This window comes from Consotaella salsifontis (genome assembly GCF_900167365.1).
GTDB lineage: Bacteria > Pseudomonadota > Alphaproteobacteria > Rhizobiales > Rhizobiaceae > Consotaella > Consotaella salsifontis.
Window position 1 is genome coordinate 293,628 of record NZ_FUXL01000001.1, and the last position, 22,640, is coordinate 316,267.

Genomic DNA, 22,640 nt, shown 5'->3' on the forward strand with positions numbered 1-22,640 from the left:
CTTTGAGAAGAAGCCATGGCGAAACTGAAAGTCGACGGCAAAGAGGTTGAGGTTCCCGATCACTTCACGCTGCTCCAGGCGGCGGAAGAGGCGGGCGCCGAGATTCCTCGCTTCTGTTTCCACGAGCGGCTGTCGATTGCCGGCAACTGTCGCATGTGCCTCGTCGAAGTGAAGGGCGGGCCGCCGAAGCCCCAGGCGTCGTGCGCCATGGGCGTGAAGGATTTGCGCCCCGGCCCCAACGGCGAGGCGCCAGAGGTCTTCACCAACACACCAATGGTCAAGAAGGCACGGGAAGGGGTGATGGAGTTTCTCCTCATCAACCATCCTCTCGACTGCCCGATCTGCGACCAGGGCGGCGAGTGCGACCTTCAGGACCAGGCCATGGCCTATGGCATGGACCGGTCGCGCTACCGCGAGAACAAGCGGGCGGTCGAAGACAAGTACATTGGCCCGTTGGTCAAGACGATCATGACGCGCTGCATCCACTGTACGCGGTGTGTTCGCTTCACGACCGAGGTGGCGGGCATCTCCGAGCTCGGCTTGATCGGCCGCGGCGAGGACGCCGAGATCACCACCTATCTCGAGCAGGCAATGACGTCGGAGCTCCAGGGCAACGTCATCGACCTATGCCCGGTGGGCGCGCTGACCTCGCGCCCCTACGCCTTCCAGGCGCGGCCTTGGGAACTGACCAAGACCGAAACGGTGGACGTGATGGACGCCGTTGGCTCGTCGATCCGCGTCGACGTTCGCGGCCGCGAGGTGATGCGCATTCTGCCGCGCGTCAACGAGGCGGTGAACGAGGAGTGGATTTCGGACAAGACGCGCTTCGTGTGGGACGGGCTGCGCACACAGCGTCTCGACCGGCCCTATGTGCGCCGTGGTGGCCGGCTGACGCCTGCGACGTGGCAGGAAGCCTTCGCGGCGATCGCGGAGAAGGTCGCTGCGACGGCGCCTGAACGGCTGGGTGCCATTGCCGGCGATCTCGCCACGGTGGAAGAGATGTGGGCGTTGAAGCGCCTCATCGAATCGCTGGGCTCGGCCAACCTCGACTGCCGTCAGGACGGCGCGGCGCTCGATCCGGCGAACGGACGGGCAAGCTATCTCTTCAATTCCACCATCGCCGGCATCGAGGACGCAGACGCGATCCTCCTCATCGGCGCCAACCCGCGCTTTGAGGCCTCCGTCCTCAACGCCCGCATTCGCAAGCGGTGGCGTCTGGGCGACCTGCCGATCGGCGTCATCGGCGAGAAGACGGATCTTCGCTACGAGACCACTTATCTCGGCGCTGGCGTTGAGACGCTGACGGACGTGGCCAAAGCCAATCGCGCCTTCTTCGACGCGTTGAAGGCGGCCGAGCGTCCGATGGTCATCGTCGGATCGTCCGCGCTGACAGGCGAGGGCGGCGCCGCCATTCTTGCTTCGGCCGCTGCGCTGGCGCAGGAAATCGGCGCGATCGGCGGCGACGGCTGGAACGGCTTCAACGTTCTGCACACTGCGGCATCGCGTGTCGGCGGCCTCGATATCGGCTTCGTGCCGGGCGCGCACGGCCTCGGCTTTGCCGGAATGGCTTCGGGCGGCGTCGACCTGCTGTTCAATCTCGGAGCGGACGAGGTGGACGTGGCGGCGGGCCCGTTCGTCGTTTATATCGGCACCCATGGCGACCGTGGGGCGCATCGCGCCGACGTCATTCTTCCCGGCGCCGCCTACACCGAAAAGAGCGGGACCTGGGTCAACCTCGAAGGGCGTGCCCAGACGAGCAGCCGCGCTGCCTTCCCTCCGGGGGACGCGCGCGAGGACTGGGCGATCCTGAGGGCCTTGTCGGCGGTGCTCGGCAAGACCCTACCTTTCGACTCGCTTTCAGCTCTTCGCGCCGAACTCTATGCGGCCCTGCCGACGCTGCGCTCGGATGCGGTGGAAGCAGCCGATACCGGTGCGCTGTCGGCGCTCGCGCAGCGCACGACCAGCCTTTCCCATTCGTCGTTCGGAAGCTCCATCGGCGATTTCTACCTCACCAATCCGATCGCACGGGCGTCCAAGGTGATGGCGGAATGCTCCCGCCTTGCTCACGCCGACCATCTGCAAGCAGCGGAATAGGGAAGGGCAGAGATGACCGACTTCTTCTGGACCTACCTTTGGCCAGCCATCATCATCCTGGCGGAGAGCCTGCTCTTCCTCGTGGTGTTGATGATCCTCATCGCCTACATCCTGCTCGCCGATCGCAAGATATGGGCTGCGGTGCAGATCAGGCGTGGGCCTAATGTTGTTGGCCCCTTCGGGCTATTCCAGTCCTTTGCCGACCTCTTGAAGTTCGTCTTCAAGGAGCCGGTCATTCCGGCGAGCTCTGATAAGGTCATCTTCCTGCTGGCGCCGCTCCTCGGCGTGACGCTTGCACTGTCGACCTTTGCCGTCATTCCGGTGGCTGCGGGCTGGGTGGTCGCCGACATCAACGTTGGCATCCTCTACATCTTCGCCATCTCCTCGCTTGAGGTCTATGGCGTTTTGATGGGGGGGTGGGCCTCCAACTCCAAGTATGCCTTTCTCGGTTCGCTTCGTTCGGCGGCGCAGATGGTGTCCTACGAGGTTTCCATCGGCCTGGTCATCGTGACAGTCTTGCTCTGCGTCGGTTCGCTCAATCTCACCGACATCGTGATCGCGCAGACCACCGGGCTCGGCACCATGCTCGGCCTGCCGAACACGTTCCTCGACTGGCACTGGCTGCCGCTCTTCCCGATGTTCATCGTGTTCTTCATCTCGTCGCTTGCCGAAACGAACCGTCCGCCTTTCGATCTCCCGGAGGCCGAGTCGGAGCTGGTCGCCGGCTACATGGTCGAGTATGGCTCGACGCCGTACATGATGTTCATGCTGGGCGAGTATGCGGCGATCTCGCTGATGTGCTCGCTGATGACCATCCTGTTCCTCGGCGGCTGGCTACCCCCGTTTGGGTTTGCTCCGTTCACCTGGGTCCCGGGTATCATCTGGTTCGTCCTGAAGGCGCTGCTGGTGTTCTTCATGTTCGCCCTGGTGAAGGCATTCGTGCCGCGCTATCGCTACGACCAGCTCATGCGCCTCGGCTGGAAGGTCTTCCTGCCGCTGTCGCTCGCCATGGTCGTGATCGTCGCCTTCGTTCTTCAGCTCACCGGCTGGAGTGACATGCTCTAGAGGCCCGAGGCCAATTCTTAGGTCAGGTTGCTCGAAGCTGTTTGGATCTCGTTGATGAACATTTCACAAGCCGTCCAGTCGCTGTTCCTGAAGGAGTTCTTCCAGGCCGTCGGCCTGTCGATGCGCTACTTCTTCAAGCCGAAGACGACCATCAACTATCCCTTCGAGAAGGGGCCGATCTCGCCGCGCTTTCGCGGCGAGCACGCCCTGCGCCGTTACCCCAATGGTCAGGAGCGCTGCATCGCCTGCAAGCTCTGCGAGGCGATCTGTCCGGCTCAGGCCATCACCATCGAGGCCGGCCCGCGCCGCAACGACGGAACCCGGCGCACGGTGCGTTACGACATCGATATGGTGAAGTGCATCTACTGCGGCTTCTGCCAGGAAGCCTGCCCCGTCGACGCCATCGTCGAGGGGCCGAATTTCGAGTTCTCCACGGAAACCCGTGAGGAGCTGTACTACGACAAGGAAAAGTTGTTGGCGAACGGTGACCGCTGGGAGCGGGAGATCGCCACCAACATTGCGCTCGACGCGCCCTATCGCTAATCGGGTTCGCGGAGCCGCGCCTTTCACGGCGCCGACCTCCGTGCCCCGGACCGACATTTAGCCCGACGCGCCACGAGGCGTTCGGGCCGGCCGAATGAGGAGCCAGGCATGCTGGGCCTGCAGGCACTGTTCTTCTATATCTTCGCGTTCGTGACGATTGGGTCCGCGCTGATGGTGGTTTTCTTGCGAAACCCCGTCCACTCGGTGCTCTTCCTGATCCTTGCCTTCGTCAGCGGCGCGGGGCTCTTCCTGTTGGCCGGCGCGGAGTTTCTCGCGCTCATCCTTATCGTCGTTTATGTCGGCGCCGTGGCGATCCTCTTCCTTTTCGTCGTCATGATGCTGGACATCGATATCGCGCAGGTGCGCGGGCGGATGCTGGAATACGCGCCGATCGGCGCGCTGGTCGGCCTGGTTCTTCTAGCCGAGATCATTATTGCCGTGACCGGCAACTATTACGATCCTGGAACGCCTCTGGTGACCTCTCAGCCGATCCCGCCGCTTGAGACGGTCTCCAACATCCAGGCGCTCGGAAGCGTACTCTACACGCGGTATGTCTTCTTCTTTCAGGTCTCGGGAATGATCCTCCTGGTGGCCATGATCGGGGCGATCGTGCTGACGCTACGCCATCGAGAGGGCATCAAGCGCCAGTCTGTTTCGGAGCAGGTTTCCCACACCGGGAAAAACTCCATCGAAGTTCGCAAAGTCGAAAGCGGCAAGGGCATCTGAGGGCATAAACCCATGGAAATCGGGCTGGGCCATTATCTGACCGTTGGAGCCGTTCTCTTCGTCATCGGCGTCTTCGGCATCTTCCTCAACCGGAAGAACATCATCATCATTCTCATGTCGGTCGAGCTGATCCTGCTCGCCGTCAACGTCAACTTCGTGGCCTTCTCGGCCTTCCTCAACGATCTCGTCGGCCAGGTCTTCGCGCTTTTCGTGCTGACCGTGGCGGCGGCCGAGGCGGCGATCGGACTGGCCATTCTGGTCGTCTTCTTCCGCAACCGCGGATCGATCGCGGTTGATGACGTCAATTCGATGAAAGGCTGAACTGAGCGATGTATCCCACGATCGTCCTCCTTCCTCTCGTCGGATTCCTGGTGGCCGGCCTGTTCGGTCGATCCATCGGGGTAAAGGCGTCCGAATACGTCACGACGGGCTTTCTGCTCGTGTCGATGATCCTGTCGTGGATCGCCTTCTTCTCCTTCGGAGGAGAGACGGTGCGCGTTTCGCTGCTCCACTGGATCCAGTCCGGCGGGGTCGATCTTGACTGGTCGCTGCGGATCGATCGCCTGACGCTGGTGATGCTGGTGGTCGTGACCACCGTGTCGGCTCTCGTGCATGTCTATTCCATCGGCTACATGCACCATGACCCCCACCGGCCGCGCTTCTTCGCCTACCTGTCGTTCTTCACCTTCTCCATGTTGATGCTGGTGACGGCGAACAATCTGGTGCAGATGTTCTTTGGCTGGGAAGGCGTGGGCCTCGCCTCCTATCTTCTCATCGGCTTCTGGTACACGCGGCCCTCTGCCTGCGCCGCGGCGATGAAGGCCTTCATCGTCAACCGCGTCGGCGATTTTGGGTTCACCCTCGGAATTTTCGGCATCTTCGTTCTCTTCGGCTCGGTGAATTTTGACACGATCTTCGCCGGGGCCGCGGGCATGGCAGCAGAGCTCGGCCATGCGGGCGAGGGCGCCACGACGGCCGAAACCGTCTTCACCTTCGCCGGAACGTCGTTTACGGCCGCCGGTGCTCTCACCGTCATCTGCCTGCTGCTCTTTATGGGCGCCATGGGTAAGTCCGCGCAGATCGGCCTGCACACTTGGCTGCCGGACGCCATGGAAGGCCCGACGCCGGTCTCGGCCCTGATCCACGCCGCGACCATGGTCACGGCGGGCGTCTTCATGCTGGCGCGCATGTCGCCGCTGTTCGAGCTGTCGCCCACCGCCCTCGGCTTCGTTACCTTCATCGGCGGTACGACGGCGATCTTCGCGGCGACCGTCGGCCTCGTCCAGAACGACATCAAGCGGGTCATCGCCTATTCGACGTGCTCGCAGCTCGGATACATGTTTGTCGCGCTCGGCGTCGGCTCCTACGGCGCCGCCATCTTCCATCTGTTCACGCACGCGTTCTTCAAGGCGCTGCTCTTCCTTGGCGCCGGCGCGGTTATCCACGCTGTCTCCGACGAGCAGGACATGCGGAAGATGGGCGGCCTCAGGAAGCACATCCCCATCACCTATTGGATGATGATCGTCGGCACGCTGGCGCTGACGGGCTTCCCGCTGACGTCGGGCTACTACTCGAAGGACGCGATCATCGAGAGCGCCTTCGTCAGCCACAACGCCTTCGCGATGTATGGCTTCGTGATGACGGTCGTGGCGGCGCTGCTGACCAGCTTCTACTCCTGGCGCCTGATCTTCATGACCTTCCATGGCAAGCCCAGGGCTTCGGCGGAAGTGATGCACCACGTGCACGAGTCGCCGATGGTGATGCTGGTGCCGCTGGGCGTCCTCGCGCTCGGCGCGATCTTCGCCGGTCTCGTCTTCACCGGAAGATTCATCGGCAGCGGCTACGAGGCGTTCTGGAACGCTGCTCTCTACACGGGGCCCGAGAACGAGGTCCTGCACGAGATGCACGGCATTCCGTTCCTCATCGGCATTCTGCCCTTCCTGATGATGCTGATTGGTTTCGCGGTCGCCTGGTTCTTCTACATCCGCTCGCCGTCCACACCGAGAAGTCTCGCAGAGCGCTATCCGGGGCTCTACCGCTTCCTTTTGAACAAGTGGTACTTCGACGAACTCTATGATCGCGTGTTCGTTCGGCCTGCGAAGCGCCTCGGCCGCTTCCTCTGGAAGACCGGAGACGGCACGGTTATCGACGGGCTCGGGCCCGATGGTGTGTCGGCGCGAGTTGTTGATATCGCCGGACGCGTAATCCGGCTGCAGAGCGGCTATATCTACCACTATGCCTTTGCCATGCTGATCGGCGTCGTGCTCCTGGTGACGTGGATGACCGTGGCGGGAGCGAACTGATGACCGACTGGCCGATCCTTTCCACTGTTACCTTCCTGCCGCTCATCGGCGCTCTGCTGATCCTGTTCATCCGGGACGACAATGAGCAGGCGCGTCAGAACATCCGCACCGTGGCGCTGCTGGCGACCATCTTCACCTTCCTTCTGTCGCTCGGCATCTGGCTTTCGTTCGACGAGAGCAATCCGGGCTTCCAGATGGTCGAGCAGATGAGCTGGCTCGGCAGCGGCATTAGCTACCACATGGGCGTCGACGGCATCTCGATGCTGTTCGTCATCCTCACCACCTTCCTGATGCCGATCTGTATTTTGGCGAGCCGCGAGTCGATCAAGACTCGTGTCAAGGAGTACATGATCGCGTTCCTGATCCTGGAAACGCTGGTGGTGGGCGTCTTCTGCGCGCTCGATATCGTTCTCTTCTATATCTTCTTCGAGGGCGGCCTTATTCCGATGTTCCTGATCATCGGAGTGTGGGGCGGCAAGCGGCGCATCTACGCCAGCTACAAGTTCTTCATCTACACCTTCCTCGGCTCCGTCCTGATGCTGATCGCCATCATGGCGATGTACTGGGCCGCGGGAACGACCTCGATCCCCGAACTGCTCCGGTTCAACTTCCCGGCGTCGATGCAGGGATGGCTGTGGTTCGCGTTCCTTGCCTCCTTCGCCGTGAAGATGCCGATGTGGCCGGTCCACACCTGGCTCCCCGACGCGCACGTCGAGGCGCCGACGGCGGGCTCGGTCATCCTGGCCGGTATCCTTCTGAAGCTCGGCGGCTACGGCATGATCCGCTTCTCGCTGCCGATGTTCCCGCTTGCATCGGCAGACTTCGCGCCGCTGATCTACACGCTCTCGGTGGTCGCGATCATCTACACGTCGCTGGTCGCCCTGATGCAGGAAGACATCAAGAAGCTGATCGCCTATTCCTCCGTCGCCCATATGGGCTTCGTGACCATGGGCATCTTCGCGGCCAATGTTCAGGGCGTCCAGGGTGCGATCTTCCAGATGCTCTCCCACGGGCTCGTCTCGGGCGCGCTGTTCCTGTGCGTCGGTGTCGTCTACGACCGGATGCATACGCGTGAGATCGCGGCCTATGGCGGCCTTGTCAGCCGTATGCCGGTCTACGCGGCCGTATTCATGATCCTCACAATGGCCAATATCGGCCTGCCGGGGACCAGCGGCTTCATCGGCGAGTTCCTGACGTTGATCGGCGTCTATCAGGCGAATTCCTGGGTCGCGATCTTCGCCGCGCTCGGCATGATCCTGTCTGCTGCCTACGCCCTTTGGCTCTATCGCCGCGTCATCTTCGGCGCGCTGGAGAAGGAGAGCCTGAGATCGATCCTCGATCTGTCGCGGCGTGAGAAGATCCTGCTCTACCCGCTGGTCGTGCTGGTCATCTTCTTCGGCGTCTATCCGATGCCGATCTTCAATGCCACGGCCGCCTCGGTCGAAGCGGTGGTGAATTCCTATTCGGCGGCTGTTCAGGCCAGTCAGTCCGTCGCGACGGTCCGGTAAGGGACGAAGAAGACATGCAACCCGATTTCCTCGCCACCAGCCTTCATATCGTCGCGCCGGAACTGATCATGGCGCTCGGCACCATGGTGCTTCTGATGATCGGCGTCTTCATGGGCGAGAAAAGCGCTCAGACGGTGACCGGCCTTGCGGTCGCGCTGCTCATCATCACGGGCCTGTGGCTGACGCTGGTTGCGCCGGACGGAGCAGCCTTCGGAGGGTCCATCGTTCTCGAGCCCTTCGCTCGGTTCATGAAGGTGCTGGTGCTGATCGGATCGGCCGTCGCGCTGGTCATGTCGGTGGGCTTCACCGAGCGTGAGCGGTTCGACCGTTTCGAGTTTCCTGTGCTGGTGCTGCTCTCGACCCTCGGCATGATGCTGATGGTTTCGTCGGGAGACCTGCTTACCCTCTATATGGGCCTTGAGCTCCAGTCGCTCGCCATCTACGTCCTTTGCTCCATCAACCGTGACTCCGTCCGGTCGACGGAAGCCGGCGTCAAGTACTTCGTTCTCGGCGCGCTCTCGTCTGGCATGCTCCTCTACGGCGCGTCGCTCATCTACGGCTTTACCGGGCAGATCGACTTCAAGGCGATTTCGCTGGTGCTGACGGGTGAGCCGGGTCTCGGCCTGATCATCGGCATGGTGTTTCTGCTCGCCGGCCTGGCGTTCAAGATTTCAGCGGTGCCTTTCCATATGTGGACGCCGGACGTTTATGAAGGCGCGCCGACGCCCGTGACGGCCTTCCTTGCCGCCGCGCCGAAGATCGCCGCGATGACGCTGCTGCTGCGTTTCACGATCCAGGCGTTCGGACCGCTCCACGATGAGTGGCGCCAGGTGATCATCTTCATCTCGCTCGCATCGATGATCTTCGGATCGTTCGCCGCGATCGGCCAGCACAACATCAAGCGGCTGATGGCCTATTCCTCGATCGGTCACATGGGCTTTGCCCTCGTGGGGCTGTCGGCGGGAAGCGTCGCCGGCGTTCGCGGCGTCATCCTCTACATGACCATCTACATGGCCATGACCCTCGGCACTTTCGCGGTCATCCTCTCCATGCGGCGCCGCGACGGCATGGTCGAGGAGATCAACGATCTGGCGGGTTTGTCCAAAACCAATCCGGTGATGGCGCTCTTCCTGACCTTTCTGATGTTCTCGCTTGCCGGCGTGCCGCCGCTTGCCGGCTTCTTCGCCAAGTACTTCGTCTTCATGGCGGCGGTCGAGGCGGGCTATTACACGTTGGCCGTCATCGGCGTTTTGGCGAGCGCGGTCGGCCTCTACTACTATCTCCGCGTGGTGAAGGTGATGTGGTTCGACGAGCCCGCGGGCGAATTCGTGCCGGCGGCAATGGAATTGCGCGTCGTCGTCGGTGCCGCCGCGCTGTTCATCTTCCCGGTCTATCTGCTGGTGGGCGGGCCGATCTCGGCAGCCGCGGAAGCTGCGGCGCGGACGCTCTTCTGACCTGTTCATAGGCAGACGTCGCGGCCTTGTCGGCGAGAATGAAGATTGATGTCCATAGGCCGGGATTCGCTGGGCGACGCGAATTCCGGCCTGGTTTTTTCGGAGATGTGCATGGAGCATGGTCGCGGGGAGAAACGATGGGTCGTGCGCGCCAGATGCGGCTCCTATGCGGCCGTGCCTTTGATCGTTTGTCCTGAGCGAGTGGTGCCATGACTTCACCATCGACCAAAGCGCCGCGGCGCATCGCGCTCGGCACGGTCGGATCGACGAATTCCATCGCCCTTGAAGCCGCTCGGGCAGGGGACCCAGGTGACCTATGGATCACCGCGGAGGAACAGAGCGAGGGCAAGGGACGACGCGGCCGCACCTGGATCTCCAGTCACGGCAATCTTTACGCCTCGCTCCTTCTCGTCGATCCGGCGCCGTTGAGCCAGCTTTCGAGCCTGCCGCTGGTCGCCTCTCTCGGCGTGAGAAACGGAATTTCGGCACTGCCGGCGCGGCGGTCGGTCGATGTGGGCATCAAGTGGCCGAACGACGTTCTTCTTTCCGGTCGCAAGGCGGTCGGTATCCTTCTTGAAAGCGAGATGGTAGGTGGGGGGCTGCGAGCGGTGGTGATCGGCATCGGTGTCAACGTCGCCCGCGCGCCGGAGGGAACGCCCTATCCGGTGACCGCCCTTGCCGAGCATGGGGTCATGGCGGGGCCGGAGGACGTGTTCCAGGCGATAGCCAGCGGGGTCTCGGACGCACTGGCTTTGTGGAAGCACGGTCAGGGACTCGCTGCCGTCAGGGCCGCCTGGCTCGACCACGCCGTCGGGGTCGGGGAACCGTGCCGCGTCAATTTGAACGACCAATCCCTTGAGGGGATTTTCGATTCGCTCGATGCGGAAGGGCGGTTGGTCCTGCGCCGGCAGGACGGTGGTTTCAGCACGATCGCGTCGGGTGACGTGTTTTTGTTGGGGGCGGAGGATAAGGCGCGGTCATAGCCCGTTTCGGCGCACTATATTGCGGGATCGAGCATCGTAGAGGAAATCGGGCCGGTCGGATTGTCCCTCGGGGGCATGACGAGGGGAGACCGGCCAATTGAAGGCAAAGCGACTGGACGTGAAGCAATTGGTGTTTGTGCCGCTCGGCGGCATCGGCGAGATCGGCATGAATCTCGCGCTCTATGGCTATGGACCGGCGGACAACCGCGAGTGGATCATCGTCGATTGCGGCGTTTCCTTCGCGGGGCCTGAGATGCCGGGCGCTGACCTCATTTTCCCCGACATTTCCTTTATCGAGGCCGAGCGGCATGCCCTCAAGGGCATCATCATCACGCACGCCCATGAGGATCATTACGGCGCGTTGCTGGACCTCTGGCCCCAACTCAAGGCGCCCGTCTATGCCACCGCCTTCACCGCCGGGCTGCTTCAGGCCAAGCGCGAAGGCGAGCCGGGCGCGCCGAAGATCCCGCTTACCTTGTTCAAGCCGGGCGACACATTTGAATGCGGCCCCTTTTCCATTGAGGCGATCGCCGTCACCCATTCCATTCCCGAGCCCGTGGCCCTGGCCATTCGTACGCCTGAAGGCACGGTGCTTCACACCGGAGACTGGAAGATCGACGAAACGCCGGTCGTCGGCGCGCCCACCGATGAGGAGCGGCTTCGCAAGCTCGGCGCGGATGGCGTGCTGGCCATGGTCTGCGACTCGACCAATGCGCTTCGGGAGGGCGTCTCCCCCAGCGAAACCGATGTCGCGCGTTCGCTGACGAAAATCATCTCCGAGGCCAAGACACGCGTTGCCGTCACCGCCTTTTCCTCCAATGTCGGCCGTATCCGCGCCATTGCCGAGGCTGCGCGCGATGCAGGGCGCCAGGTGATGTTGATGGGCCGCTCGATGAAGCGGGTTGTCGATGTCGCCACGGAGCTCGGCTACATGGAAGGCCTGCCGCCTTTCATCTCTGAGGAGGACTACGGCTTCATCCCGCGCGACAAGATCGTCGTCATCCTGACCGGAAGCCAGGGCGAGCCGCGCGCGGCGTTGGCCAAGCTCTCACGGGACGAGCACCCGTCAGTGGCGCTGTCCAAGGGCGACCTCGTGATTTTCTCATCGCGCACGATTCCGGGAAACGAGCGTGCGGTCAACGACATCAGAAACGGGCTGATCGAGCGGGGCATCGAGGTTCTTGAGGACGGCGAGAAGCTCGTTCACGTCTCAGGGCACCCGCGTCGGTCGGAACTGCGCCGCATGTACGAATGGGTCAAACCGAAGATCGCGGTGCCGGCTCATGGCGAGGCGGCCCATCTGACGGCTCACGCTGCTCTCGCTCGTCAACTCGGCGTTCCAGAAATCGTGGCCGCGCGCAACGGCCGAGTGATCAAGCTAGCCCCCGGTCATGCCGAGGTGATCGACGAAGTGGCGAGCGGGCGGGTCTATAAGGACGGGCGTCTGATCGGTTCGGCGCAGGAACTCGGCATTCTCGATCGGCGGAAGCTCTCCTTCGTCGGCCATATTTCCGTCATGGTGGAGCTGGACGCGCGCCTGGAGCTCGACGTCGATCCTGATATCGTCGCCGTCGGCATCCCTGCCGTCGACAGCGAGGGCGAGGATATGGAAGAACTGCTGATGGACGCGGCGGAAGGGGCTGTCGAGAGCATTCCCCGGTCGCGGCGAAAGGACCTAGGCATGGTTCGCGAGGCTGTACGGCGGGCCGTTCGGTCTGCGGCGGCCGATGCGTGGGGCAAGAAGCCGGTCGTGACGGTTTTCGTCGTCCGCTCCCGCGGATGACGAACGCGCTGCGTCAATGCGGCTGTGAGAATATCGGGGGAGAAGGGAAGGCGGACGCGCAACCATGAACTGGATATCCGGGATCGCCGTCTTCTTCATTATCTGGTGGACCGTGCTCTTCGCGATTCTGCCGCTCGGGATACGGTCGCAGGCGGACGAGGGCGAATTCACCCTGGGAACCGAGCGCGGCGCGCCCGGCCGCTTCAACCTGCGGCGCAAGGTGATCCAGACGACCGTCGCAACGGTGCTGATCTTTGCCGCCTACTATGTCGCCACCCAGGTCTTCGGGTTCGGGCCCAATTCCATCCCGCAGATGATTCCCGACTTCGAGGCAAAGCCCTGACTTGAGAAGCAGGCTCAATGTGGATTGGAGGGCCGTGGCGTCCTCCTCCGCGGCTTTGCTATCTCGTGCTTCTGCTGATTCCGGCCGCGATCGCTCCCGGAGCGTCTCCGAACTGCTCATCGGGCTGTTTCAGCCTCGCATAAACGCGACGTACGACGCCGCTGCATATCGCCGCAGCGGCCCAATCGCTTCACGCCCTGATACAGGACAATGCTGCTGCCCCTGCAGCACCGCGCTTCGCTTTTCGTGAGACACTGCGTCGGCGCTGCCACCTGAAACTCGGCCATTCGCGGCCAAAAAGGGCGTGATCGGCATTTCGGTCGTGCCCGATCTGCTCTGGGTTGCCGACAGCAGCATCACCTCCATCCGCCTCTTCGCTCCCATACTTGAAAACCAAGGTTCCGCGTGAGAGCGTGCCCGCGCTTGAGGAGGCGCAATTTCAAGCGGGGTATGAGGCGTTAGTTATGGGATCGGGCAAGCCTCCGGAAGCGTAAGCGCAACAGCAGAGCGCGTTTCGCTCATTGTGCGCTTGCAGGGAGAATGGTTGGCGTCGGGGTGGGGCAGAGCTGAACCATCTGACGCTTAAGGGCGGGATTTTCTGGCGCAGCGGGTTCGTCCCTCGTCGAGGCGAACCGGGCCGACTTGCCAGACCGCCGCAAGGCGGATGAGGAGCGACTTGCGATGCCCTCTTCGTCTGCCGGCGAACAGGGGGTATGCCGAGTGGGAGAAGCGATCTTTCTTGCAATATCGGTCTATGGACTTGGCATCTGCGTGGCCTTCCTCGCCGCGCTGCTGATCCGGGCCATCGTGGCGGTCCTCGCCCGACACAACGGGGCGGCCGCGCCGACACAGTCTGCGCCATCCGCGGCTCCGCCTCCGACTGCGCCGGCCAGCGCCGCGACTTCAGCCATTCCCACCGATGATCTCGTCGCGGTCTTCGCGGCCGTTCAATCGGTCCTCGGCTCGGTGCGCGTCGTTTCGGTCGAGCCCGCAGGGCGACCGTCAACATCGAACGACCTCGTCGCGATCGCGGCTGCGGTTCAAGCGACGTTCGGCAATCAGCGCATCGTCTCCGTCGCGTCGGTCAATTCTTAGGGGTTTGAGCGCGGCTCTCGCGGTCATCGAAGGCACCGCACGCTTTTCAGCTCGGATCGCTTTTCCAAAGGAAACAAAAAATGCAGAGGAAACTAAAAATCGTTGTCGACGGACGGGCCTACAACGTCGTTGTCGATGATGCGGCTGACGCGGGAGCTGCGCCTGTCGCAGCGCCTGCGCCTCAACCGGCTCCTGCTCCCGCCCCGGCTCCTGCTCCTGCGCCTCAAGCTTCCAGCGGCCAGGAAGAGGTGAGTCCGCTCTCCGGCAACGTCGTCTCCGTCGATGTCACGGTTGGCCAGGCCGTCAAGGCCGGCGACAAGATCATGACCATCGAAGCCATGAAGATGAAGTCCGCGGTCCATGCCAATTTCGGCGGCACGGTCAGCGCCATCAACGTCAAGGCGGGCGATGCGGTCGAAGCAGGGCAGACCTTGATGCTCATCGCCTGAGGGAGCGGGGGCTGTCATGGAAAACATTCACTTCATCGATCTCTTCCAGGGAATTGCCACACTGGCTTCGGCCGAGCCGAAGATCCTCATCATGCGGCTTTTCCTGATCGCGCTCGGACTGCTGCTGATCTATCTCGGCAAGAAGGGCGTCCTCGAAGCCCTGCTGATGATCCCGATGGGACTCGGCATGGCGACGATCAACTCCGCGGTCCTGTTCGTCGCGCCCGGCGGCTGGCTGCGAGCCGGACCGAACACCATCTTCGTCGATGCGCTGGCGGGCGCCAACACGCCCGAGCAAACCACGACGCTGATGAACGTTCTGCAGATCGACTGGCTGCAGCCGATCTACACCTTCACCTTCTCCAACGGTCTCATCGCTTGCGTGGTGTTTCTCGGCATCGGCGTTCTGCTTGATGTCGGTTACGTTATGGCGCGGCCGTTCCAATCGATGTTCGTCGCGCTTTGCGGCGAACTCGGCACGATCCTCACCTATCCCATCGCCATCGCCGCCGGGCTGACCCCGGGGCAGGCGGCTTCCGTGGCGGTCATTGGCGGCGCCGACGGCCCCATGGTGCTGTTCACGTCCCTGACGCTGGCGAGGGAGATGTTCGTGCCGATCACGGTGGTGGCTTACCTCTATCTTGGCCTAACCTATGGCGGCTATCCTTACCTCATCCGGCTGATGGTGCCGAAGCGGCTCCGTCAGATCCCCATGCCGGTATCGAAGCCGAAGAAGCCGGTGACTTCGGGCCAGAAGATGGCATTCGCCGTGCTGATGTGCGTGCTTCTGTCGCTGCTCTTCCCTGTCGCTTCGCCGCTATTCCTGTCGCTGTTCCTCGGCGTGGTGATCCGAGAGTCGGGCATCGCTCCCTATATTGAGCTGCTCAGCAACACGTTCCTCTATGGAGCGACGTTCTTCCTGGGGCTTCTGCTAGGCGTTCTGTGCGACGCAAGCCTGCTGCTCGACCCGCAGGTGCTGATCCTGCTGGTCCTCGGAATGCTGGCGCTGCTCATCTCCGGCATCGGCGGCATCCTGGGCGGCTATGCGATGTATTTCCTCTCCGGCGGAAAATACAATCCGGTCATCGGCATCGCGGCGGTCAGTTGCGTTCCGACGACGGCGAAGGTGGCACAGAAGCAGGTGGCTTCCGACGCTCCGGGCGTTGTCATCATGCCCCAGGCCCTCGGGGTCAATATCAGCGGTGTGATCACGACGGCGATCATGGCCGCAGCCTTCATCACCGTCATTCAGGCGGCCTATCCGGGCTGATGACAAGCTTTCCCGGGGCCGACGCCTTGCGTCGGTTCCGGGGGTGCGGCGCTGTCTGAGCTTTTATGACGTGCCGCATGGTTCTAGAATTCGCCCAGCGTGGCGTGGCTGATCAGGCGAGATGGCGTCCGCATCGTCGGATCATGAGAGCAAGGTTCAACCGAGCTTGCCAAACTCATGATCGAAAGCGGGATGGCGGGCGATCGTACCAGACCAGTCGATTGCCGGAGCGGGTGAGCAAGAGGAGGCGGGCCGGAGTGGTCCGCAAAGCCCGCAACGGGTCGGGATCGGGAGGACCGGCTGTCGGGGTGCTTCGGCGGTTTGTCGGGCGGCCTGGCGTCTCACTCCCCCATCAATCGAGAGTAGGGGTTGCACCATGGCTCAAGAAGTGAAGAAGCTCCGCGTGACGGAACTGGTGTTGCGCGATGCGCACCAGTCCTTGTTCGCGACACGCATGCGCATCGACGACATGCTTCCCATCGCTGAAAAGCTCGACAATGTCGGCTTCTGGTCAGTGGAAACCTGGGGCGGCGCGACTTTCGACTCGTGCATCCGTTTCCTGGGGGAGGACCCGTGGGAGCGTATCCGCGAGCTCAAGAAGGCGATGCCCAAGACGCCGCACCAGATGCTTCTGCGCGGCCAGAACCTTCTCGGCTATCGCCACTATGCTGATGATGTGGTCGACAAATTCGTCGAGCGCGCGGCCGTGAACGGCGTCGATGTGTTCCGCACCTTCGACGCGCTCAACGACATGCGCAACATCTCCCGCGCCGTCGCGGCGGTGAAGAAACAGGGCAAGCACGCCCAGGGCGTGATGAGCTACACCACGTCGCCGGTCCATACGCTGGAGATGTGGCTCAGCCTGGGTCGGCAGATCGAGGACATGGGCGCCGATAGCATCTGCGTGAAGGACATGGCCGGGCTGATCACGCCCTACGCCGCCTATGAGTTGGTGAAGGGCCTCAAGGCCTCGCTGTCCATCCCCGTGCATCTTCACGCGCACTCGACGACCGGCATGTCGACGGCGGCCATCGTGAAGGCCGTGGAGGCAGGCGCCGACGGCGTCGACAGCGCCATCTCGACCATGTCGCACACCTATGGCCATAGCGCGACCGAGTCGCTTGTCGCCATCTTCGCCGGCACCGAGCACGACACGGGCCTCGATATCAAAGAGCTTGAGGAGATCGCGGCGTATTTCCGCGGTGTCAGGCCGAAATACGCCAAGTTCGAAGGTTCGATGAAGGGCGTCGACTCTCGCATCCTGATCGCGCAGGTGCCGGGCGGCATGCTGACGAACATGGAGAATCAGCTCCGTCAGCAAAAGGCTTCCCACCGCTTCGACGAGGTGCTCGCGGAAATTCCGCGTGTCCGCCAGGACCTCGGCTACCTGCCGCTGGTGACGCCGACCTCTCAGATCGTCGGCACACAGGCGGTGATGAACGTCATCATGGGGCAGCGCTACAGCGTTATCGCCGAGGAGGTTCAAGGCATCCTGAGGGGTGAGTACGGCGCTCTTCCCGCGCCCTGCAACGCGGAGCTCCAGGCGCGTGTGCTGAATGGCGCCGAGCCTGTCACAACCCGTCCCGCCGACCGCCTCAAATCCGAAATGGACAAATTGCAGGCGGAGTTGGAGGAGAAGGCGAAGGCGGAGAACTTCAAACTCGAAGACGGCGACCGTCGGAGCGACGACGTCCTGATCTATGCCCTGTTCCCGCAGGTTGGTCTGAAGTTCCTGAAGAACCGTGGAAACCCCGACGTCTTCGAGCCCGCTCCCGGCGTCGTGCCCGCGAAGAAGGAAGCTTCCGCGCCGGCTCCGACGCCCTCGCCGGTGGCGGCTGCTCCGACGGCGGCGGTGACGCCTCTCGGTACGCCGGTCCCTGTGTCGGTTCCTGGTCAGCGTCTTGCGACGTACCGGGTCACCGTGGACGGCAAGACCAGCACCGTCGAGGTTCTCGACGCCTGATACTGGCGGGCGGGCAGACACATCACTGTCATGCCCGCCGGCTGGTCCAAGCCGCGACGGAGAGAGTTGCCGAGTCGGCGATTGTGAAGCCGATTCACCGGTTCGGCAGTCAACATTGAGGAACGTCAAGCCTGGGGCGCTTCGGGTGGCTCCGGGCAAAGCGAATTTCGATCAGGCCACGCATGGCTAACCGGCCAAGCGTGGCCTTCCAATCAGGTGTACCCTCGCCTTGAAACCGCCCCTTTGCTGGCTACCAAGACGGCATGGAAGAAGTGGAGCGGCGATCACTGCACAAAAAAAATGCAAGGCCGAAGCCTTGCATTTCCAGGATGTGCAGGTCTCGATTTCCTGCCGGCTTGTTCGCCGGGGCTGCAGCCAAAGGCGCGCCGGAAATCATGTCCTCCCTAGACTAGACCGCGATTTCGGAAGCTTGTGTGCGGGCTCCGTTATGTGGGCGAAATTAGCGCCTCGATCGCGCCTTGTCACGCAAAATGTCGGTCTCATGACATTCTTTTTCACAATGTGAGTGTCGCGTGGGCAGGGGGATGCTGAACAAGCAAGCATCGCGCTCCTGCTTTTCAATCCGGTCCCGACCGTCTATGAACCGGCTGGGCATCGCGCCCCTAAATCTCTATCGAAAGCACGCCCCGACATGCGCCTGTCGCGATATTTCCTGCCCATCCTCAAAGAGACGCCCAAGGAAGCCGAGATCGTCTCCCACCGTCTGATGCTGCGCGCTGGCATGATCCGCCAGCAGGCCGCCGGGATTTATTCGTGGTTGCCCATCGGCAAGCGCGTCCTCGACAAGGTCTGCGGGATCATTCGCGAGGAGCAGGATCGCTCGGGAGCGTTGGAGCTTTGGATGCCGACGATCCAATCCGCGGATCTGTGGCGAGAGAGCGGGCGCTACGACGACTATGGCAAGGAGATGCTGCGCATCCAGGACCGGCACGAGCGAGACCTGCTCTTTGGTCCGACGAACGAGGAGATGATCACGGAGATCTTCCGCTCCTACGTTCGTTCATACAAGGACCTGCCGCTGAACCTCTACCACATTCAGTGGAAGTTCCGCGACGAGGTGCGGCCCCGGTTCGGCGTCATGCGCTCGCGCGAGTTTCTGATGAAGGACGCCTACTCCTTCGACATCGACTATGGTGCGTCGCAGACCGCGTATCACCGGATGTTCGTTGCCTATCTGCGGACCTTCGCGCGGATGGGCCTACAGGCGATTCCGATGCGCGCCGACACCGGGCCGATCGGTGGCAAGCTCAGTCATGAGTTCATCATCCTTGCCTCGACTGGCGAGAGCCAGGTCTATTGCCACCGCGATTATCTCGGGCTGAAGGTTCCGGGCGAGGACGTAGACTTTTCCGATGCGGCGGCGCTGGCGGGCATCGTCGATACCTGGACGAAGCCCTATGCCGCGACGGATGAGATGCACGACGAGGCCGAGTGGTCGCAGGTTGCCGAGGCGGACCAGCTCGCCGCGAGGGGCATCGAGGTGGGGCACATCTTCCACTTTGGTACGAAGTACTCCGAGCCGATGAAGGCCGTCGTTTCGGGCCCCGACGGCAAGGAGGTGCCGGTCTCCATGGGCTCCTATGGTATCGGCCCGAGCCGGCTCGTCGCGGCCATTATCGAGGCGTTCCACGACGACAACGGCATCATCTGGCCGAAGGCTGTCGCACCCTTCGATGTCGGTCTCATCAACATGAAGCCTGGCGACGCCGATTGCGACCGGGCCTGCGAGGATCTCTATGCCCAGCTTGGCGGGCGCGGGCTCGATGTCCTCTATGACGACGTCGATCAGCGAGCCGGGGCGAAGTTCGCAACCATGGATCTCATCGGTCTGCCGCTTCAGGTGATCGTCGGTCCGCGCGGTGCGAAGGCCGGCGAGGCTGAGATCAAGATCCGGGCGAGCGGCGAACGGCTGACTCTGCCGCTCGACGCTATCGTGAATCGCGTTGCCGATGAGCGCTGAGGTTGCGATGACGCAAGGCGGCGGAGAGGCGCGAGCGCGCGCCTTTTCCCGCTTCGAGTGGATGCTGGCGGGACGCTACCTGCGCGCCCGGCGGCGGGACGCCGGCGTCTCCGTCATCGCCGGCTTCTCCTTCATCGGCATCATGCTGGGCGTGGCCGCTCTGATTATCGTCATGTCGGTGATGAACGGCTTTCGCGGCGAACTGCTGACGCGCATTCTCGGCGTCAATGGCCATGTAATCCTCCAGCCGATTGATACACCGCTCACCGACTATGATGCGGTTGCCGAGCGGGTATCGAAAGTCAGCGGCGTCACCTTCGCCGCGCCGCTCATCGAGGGACAGGTCCTTGCCTCGGGGACAAGCGGCACGGGAACGGGCGCCCTCGTCAAGGGCGTGCGAGGCGCCGATTTGCGGCGTTTGACGCCGATCGCGAGCAACATCAAGTCGGGCAGCCTTGAGGGCTTCGACGAGAGCGGCGGCGTCGCCATCGGCACGCGCATGGCCTCGGCGTTGGGCCTTGGCGTCGGCGACATGATCACACTGGTCGCTCCTGAGGGCGACTCGACGCCCATGGGCGTCGTGCCTCGCGTGAAGGCCTATCCGGTCTCTGCGGTGTTTGAGATCGGGCTGTCGGAATACGATGCAGCCTATGTCTACATGCCGCTGTCCGAGGCCCAGCTCTTCTTCAACCAGGACGGGCGCGCGCAGACCATCGAGATTTTCGTCAACGATCCCGACGACGTCGCCGCGCTGCAGGCGCCGATCGAGCAGGCGGCAGGGCGGCCAGCCTACACGGTGACATGGCAGAAGCAGAACCAGTCCTTCTTTTCGGCCCTGGAGGTCGAGCGCAACGTGATGTTCATCATCCTGACGCTCATTGTCCTGGTGGCCGCGCTCAATATCATCTCCGGCCTCTTCATGCTGGTGAAGGACAAGGGCAGGGACATCGCCATCCTGCGCACGATGGGGGCAACGCGCGGCGCAGTGATGCGGATCTTCCTGATCACGGGCGCCTCGATCGGCGTGGCGGGCACGGCGGCGGGCTTCGTGCTCGGCCTGCTCTTCTGCCTCAACATCGAGAACCTCCGCCAATTTTTCTCCTGGCTTTCAGGGACGACGATCTTCGATCCCGAGTTCTATTTCCTGAGCCAGCTGCCTGCTGAGATCAATGCGGTGGAGGTCGTGTCCGTCGTTGCGATGGCGCTGGCGCTGTCGTTCCTGGCGACGCTGTTTCCCTCCTGGAAGGCCTCGAAGCTCGATCCCGTTGAAGCGCTGAGATACGAATGAAGACGGATGCACTGAGGCTGGAGAACGTCGAGCGGCACTATCGCGAGGGCGAAGGCAAGCTGACGATCTTGAGTGGCGCGAACTTTTCCATGGCCTCCGGCGAGATGGTGGCTCTCGTCGCCCCATCGGGCGCCGGCAAGTCGACACTTCTCCACATCGCGGGGCTCCTGGAGCGTCCGGACGGCGGCGAGGTCTACGTCAACGGCGAGGGGTGCGGTTCGCTCGACGACGACCGGCGCACGGCGATGCGGCGCGACACCATCGGTTTTGTCTACCAGTTTCATCATCTCCTGCCCGAGTTTTCGGCGCTGGAGAATGTCATGCTGCCGCAGATGATCCGAGGGCTGTCAAAGCCCATGGCGGCAGAGCGTGCCAAGCAGCTTCTCGACTACATGCGGATTGGGCCGCGCGCGGACCATCGGCCCGCCGAGCTTTCGGGCGGCGAGCAGCAGCGGGTAGCGATCGCCCGCGCCGTGGCCAACACGCCCTATGTCCTTCTCGCGGACGAACCCACAGGCAATCTCGATCCGAAGACGTCCGGTTATGTCTTCGACGCGCTCACCGCGCTGGTGAGGCAGTCGGGCGTGGCGGCGCTTGTCGCCACCCACAATCACGAGCTTGCCGCGCGAATGGACCGCGCCGTCACCATCGAGGGCGGCAAGATCGTGCCGCTCGATATCGGTTTGCGAACGGCTTCCTGACGTCGGGCACGGCGGCATACGCTAGCTTATTGATCGGGCAGGGCGGTTTCCGCCGGATCAATGTCCAGGTGCTCGGCCAGTGCGCGGACCACCAGCGCGTGGTCGTCGCGCTGTCTCAATCCCGAAACCGTGAGGGAGCCGACGATTCCTGAGCTCACCGTGCGGATGGGAAAAGAGCCGCCATGGGCTGCATAATCGGCTTCCGAGATGCCAAAGCGCGACGTGAGCGTCGTCTCCTTCAGTCTCAGATCTAGACCAACGGCATAAGACGCCCGGTAAAAGCGCGCGACGAGCGAGCTCTTGCGGCGAACCCATTCGACATTGTCGGGCGCGCTGCCTGGCAAAGCGGTGAAGAAAAGCGGAAGTCCGAAGCGCCGTACATCGATCACGATCGGAAGTCCCGCGCCCAGACGCCGAAGCCGGGAGCCGAGCGCCCAGGCGACATCCTCATCGAACGTCGGCAGGACGAGTGTTTCCTCCTGCCGCGCGATCAATACGATATCCCGTTCAATGCTCTGGCGCTGATCATGGTCAAGCATCTGTCTTCTCCCTGTTGCGGCGCCGGAATCCTCCGGCAATGTGAAGCGCTTCTTCCTGCGATTGCGGGCGGCGCTTCATGTCCCCCACCGTTCTCATCTGTGGGAACTTAGCGACCTCGTCAATTAGCGGGGGGGAACTTGCGCGCAGTGAGAAAGGGGCCCTGCAGCCATGTTCTGCGGCGCGCTTGACAAACGAATCCAAAAAGAACAAAACAGGAACATATCAAGAAGGAGTGGAAAATCATGACGATCGTGAAAGATATCGCCTCGCTTGTTGCCGTCTCGATTTTTCTGACCAGCGTCTCGCTTCTCCTCGTTGCCCTGTGATTGGCCGTTTTTCGTGAGAGGGATGATCGCACGTGAGTCGTGGGGACGTTGATCGGGCAATAGTGGTAGAGGCGCGGCTTCGGTATCCAGTGTTCCTCGCGCATCGCCGTGGTCGGTTTTGGGGAAAGCGGCTGCTTTCCTGTTGATGGGCGGTGGACGGAATGCGGACGAAGGTCGAGGTGGGAACCTGCCTCGGCTATCTCTGTGACGCAGGCACGGCTCACT

19 protein-coding genes are annotated in these 22,640 nt (G+C 62.6%); 18 read left to right on the plus strand and 1 reads right to left on the minus strand.

What is annotated here, in order from left to right; all coding sequences use genetic code 11:
• Positions 1-15: 15 nt before the first annotated feature.
• The 18 genes from nuoG (at position 16) to B5D38_RS01455 (ending at position 21,549) form a co-directional block, all read left to right on the plus strand.
• The gene (nuoG, locus tag B5D38_RS01370; RefSeq protein WP_078706569.1) at positions 16-2,094 is read left to right on the plus strand and encodes an NADH-quinone oxidoreductase subunit NuoG; all 2,079 of its coding nucleotides are present in this window, start codon (positions 16-18) and stop codon (positions 2,092-2,094) included.
• A 12-nt stretch (positions 2,095-2,106) separates the two neighbouring features.
• Complete coding sequence (gene nuoH, locus B5D38_RS01375; RefSeq protein WP_078706570.1) at positions 2,107-3,159, plus strand: NADH-quinone oxidoreductase subunit NuoH; 1,053 nt, start codon at positions 2,107-2,109, stop codon at positions 3,157-3,159.
• Positions 3,160-3,210: 51 nt separating this feature from the next.
• Positions 3,211-3,702: an NADH-quinone oxidoreductase subunit NuoI gene (gene nuoI, locus B5D38_RS01380; protein ID WP_207552868.1), complete on the plus strand. Its 492-nt coding sequence runs from the start codon at positions 3,211-3,213 to the stop codon at positions 3,700-3,702.
• 108 nt (positions 3,703-3,810) lie between these two features.
• Complete coding sequence (locus B5D38_RS01385; protein ID WP_078706571.1) at positions 3,811-4,428, plus strand: NADH-quinone oxidoreductase subunit J; 618 nt, start codon at positions 3,811-3,813, stop codon at positions 4,426-4,428.
• A 12-nt stretch (positions 4,429-4,440) separates the two neighbouring features.
• Positions 4,441-4,749 carry an NADH-quinone oxidoreductase subunit NuoK gene (gene nuoK, locus B5D38_RS01390; RefSeq protein ID WP_078706572.1) on the plus strand — a complete coding sequence of 103 codons (309 nt, stop codon included), beginning with the start codon at positions 4,441-4,443 and terminating at the stop codon, positions 4,747-4,749.
• A gap of 8 nt (positions 4,750-4,757) precedes the next feature.
• Entirely contained in the window at positions 4,758-6,731 is a 1,974-nt protein-coding gene (gene nuoL / locus B5D38_RS01395) for an NADH-quinone oxidoreductase subunit L (protein ID WP_078706573.1), read from the plus strand.
• Positions 6,731-8,239 (plus strand): NADH-quinone oxidoreductase subunit M, encoded by a 1,509-nt coding sequence (locus tag B5D38_RS01400; protein ID WP_078706574.1) that lies wholly within the window; start codon positions 6,731-6,733, stop codon positions 8,237-8,239. The genes nuoL and B5D38_RS01400 overlap by 1 nt, the downstream gene beginning before the upstream one ends.
• 14 nt (positions 8,240-8,253) lie before the next feature.
• On the plus strand, positions 8,254-9,693 hold the full coding sequence (gene nuoN / locus B5D38_RS01405; protein ID WP_078706575.1) for an NADH-quinone oxidoreductase subunit NuoN: 1,440 nt from the start codon (positions 8,254-8,256) through the stop codon (positions 9,691-9,693).
• A 209-nt stretch (positions 9,694-9,902) separates the two neighbouring features.
• Positions 9,903-10,676 (plus strand): biotin--[acetyl-CoA-carboxylase] ligase, encoded by a 774-nt coding sequence (locus tag B5D38_RS01410; RefSeq protein ID WP_078706576.1) that lies wholly within the window; start codon positions 9,903-9,905, stop codon positions 10,674-10,676.
• Positions 10,677-10,842: 166 nt separating this feature from the next.
• On the plus strand, positions 10,843-12,459 hold the full coding sequence (locus B5D38_RS01415) for a ribonuclease J (protein WP_078706715.1): 1,617 nt from the start codon (positions 10,843-10,845) through the stop codon (positions 12,457-12,459).
• 64 nt (positions 12,460-12,523) lie between these two features.
• Positions 12,524-12,802, plus strand: a complete 279-nt coding sequence (locus tag B5D38_RS01420; protein WP_078706577.1) for a DUF1467 family protein — start codon at positions 12,524-12,526, stop codon at positions 12,800-12,802.
• A gap of 681 nt (positions 12,803-13,483) precedes the next feature.
• On the plus strand, positions 13,484-13,897 hold the full coding sequence (locus tag B5D38_RS01425; RefSeq protein ID WP_131829844.1) for a hypothetical protein: 414 nt from the start codon (positions 13,484-13,486) through the stop codon (positions 13,895-13,897).
• An 80-nt stretch (positions 13,898-13,977) separates the two neighbouring features.
• On the plus strand, positions 13,978-14,346 hold the full coding sequence (locus B5D38_RS01430; protein ID WP_078706579.1) for a biotin/lipoyl-containing protein: 369 nt from the start codon (positions 13,978-13,980) through the stop codon (positions 14,344-14,346).
• 16 nt (positions 14,347-14,362) lie between these two features.
• Positions 14,363-15,616 (plus strand): sodium ion-translocating decarboxylase subunit beta, encoded by a 1,254-nt coding sequence (locus B5D38_RS01435; protein WP_078706580.1) that lies wholly within the window; start codon positions 14,363-14,365, stop codon positions 15,614-15,616.
• A 376-nt stretch (positions 15,617-15,992) separates the two neighbouring features.
• Positions 15,993-17,579, plus strand: a complete 1,587-nt coding sequence (gene oadA, locus B5D38_RS01440; protein ID WP_078706581.1) for a sodium-extruding oxaloacetate decarboxylase subunit alpha — start codon at positions 15,993-15,995, stop codon at positions 17,577-17,579.
• A gap of 652 nt (positions 17,580-18,231) precedes the next feature.
• Entirely contained in the window at positions 18,232-19,560 is a 1,329-nt protein-coding gene (gene proS, locus B5D38_RS01445) for a proline--tRNA ligase (RefSeq protein WP_078706582.1), read from the plus strand.
• Entirely contained in the window at positions 19,550-20,848 is a 1,299-nt protein-coding gene (locus B5D38_RS01450) for a lipoprotein-releasing ABC transporter permease subunit (protein WP_078706583.1), read from the plus strand. The genes proS and B5D38_RS01450 overlap by 11 nt, the downstream gene beginning before the upstream one ends.
• On the plus strand, positions 20,845-21,549 hold the full coding sequence (locus B5D38_RS01455; RefSeq protein ID WP_078706584.1) for an ABC transporter ATP-binding protein: 705 nt from the start codon (positions 20,845-20,847) through the stop codon (positions 21,547-21,549). Before B5D38_RS01450 ends, B5D38_RS01455 begins: the two co-directional genes overlap by 4 nt.
• 26 nt (positions 21,550-21,575) lie before the next feature.
• Here the strand turns inward: B5D38_RS01455 and B5D38_RS01460 are convergent, their stop codons facing one another.
• On the minus strand, positions 21,576-22,127 hold the full coding sequence (locus B5D38_RS01460; RefSeq protein WP_425349302.1) for a heme-degrading domain-containing protein: 552 nt from the start codon (positions 22,125-22,127) through the stop codon (positions 21,576-21,578).
• Positions 22,128-22,640 lie beyond the last annotated feature (513 nt).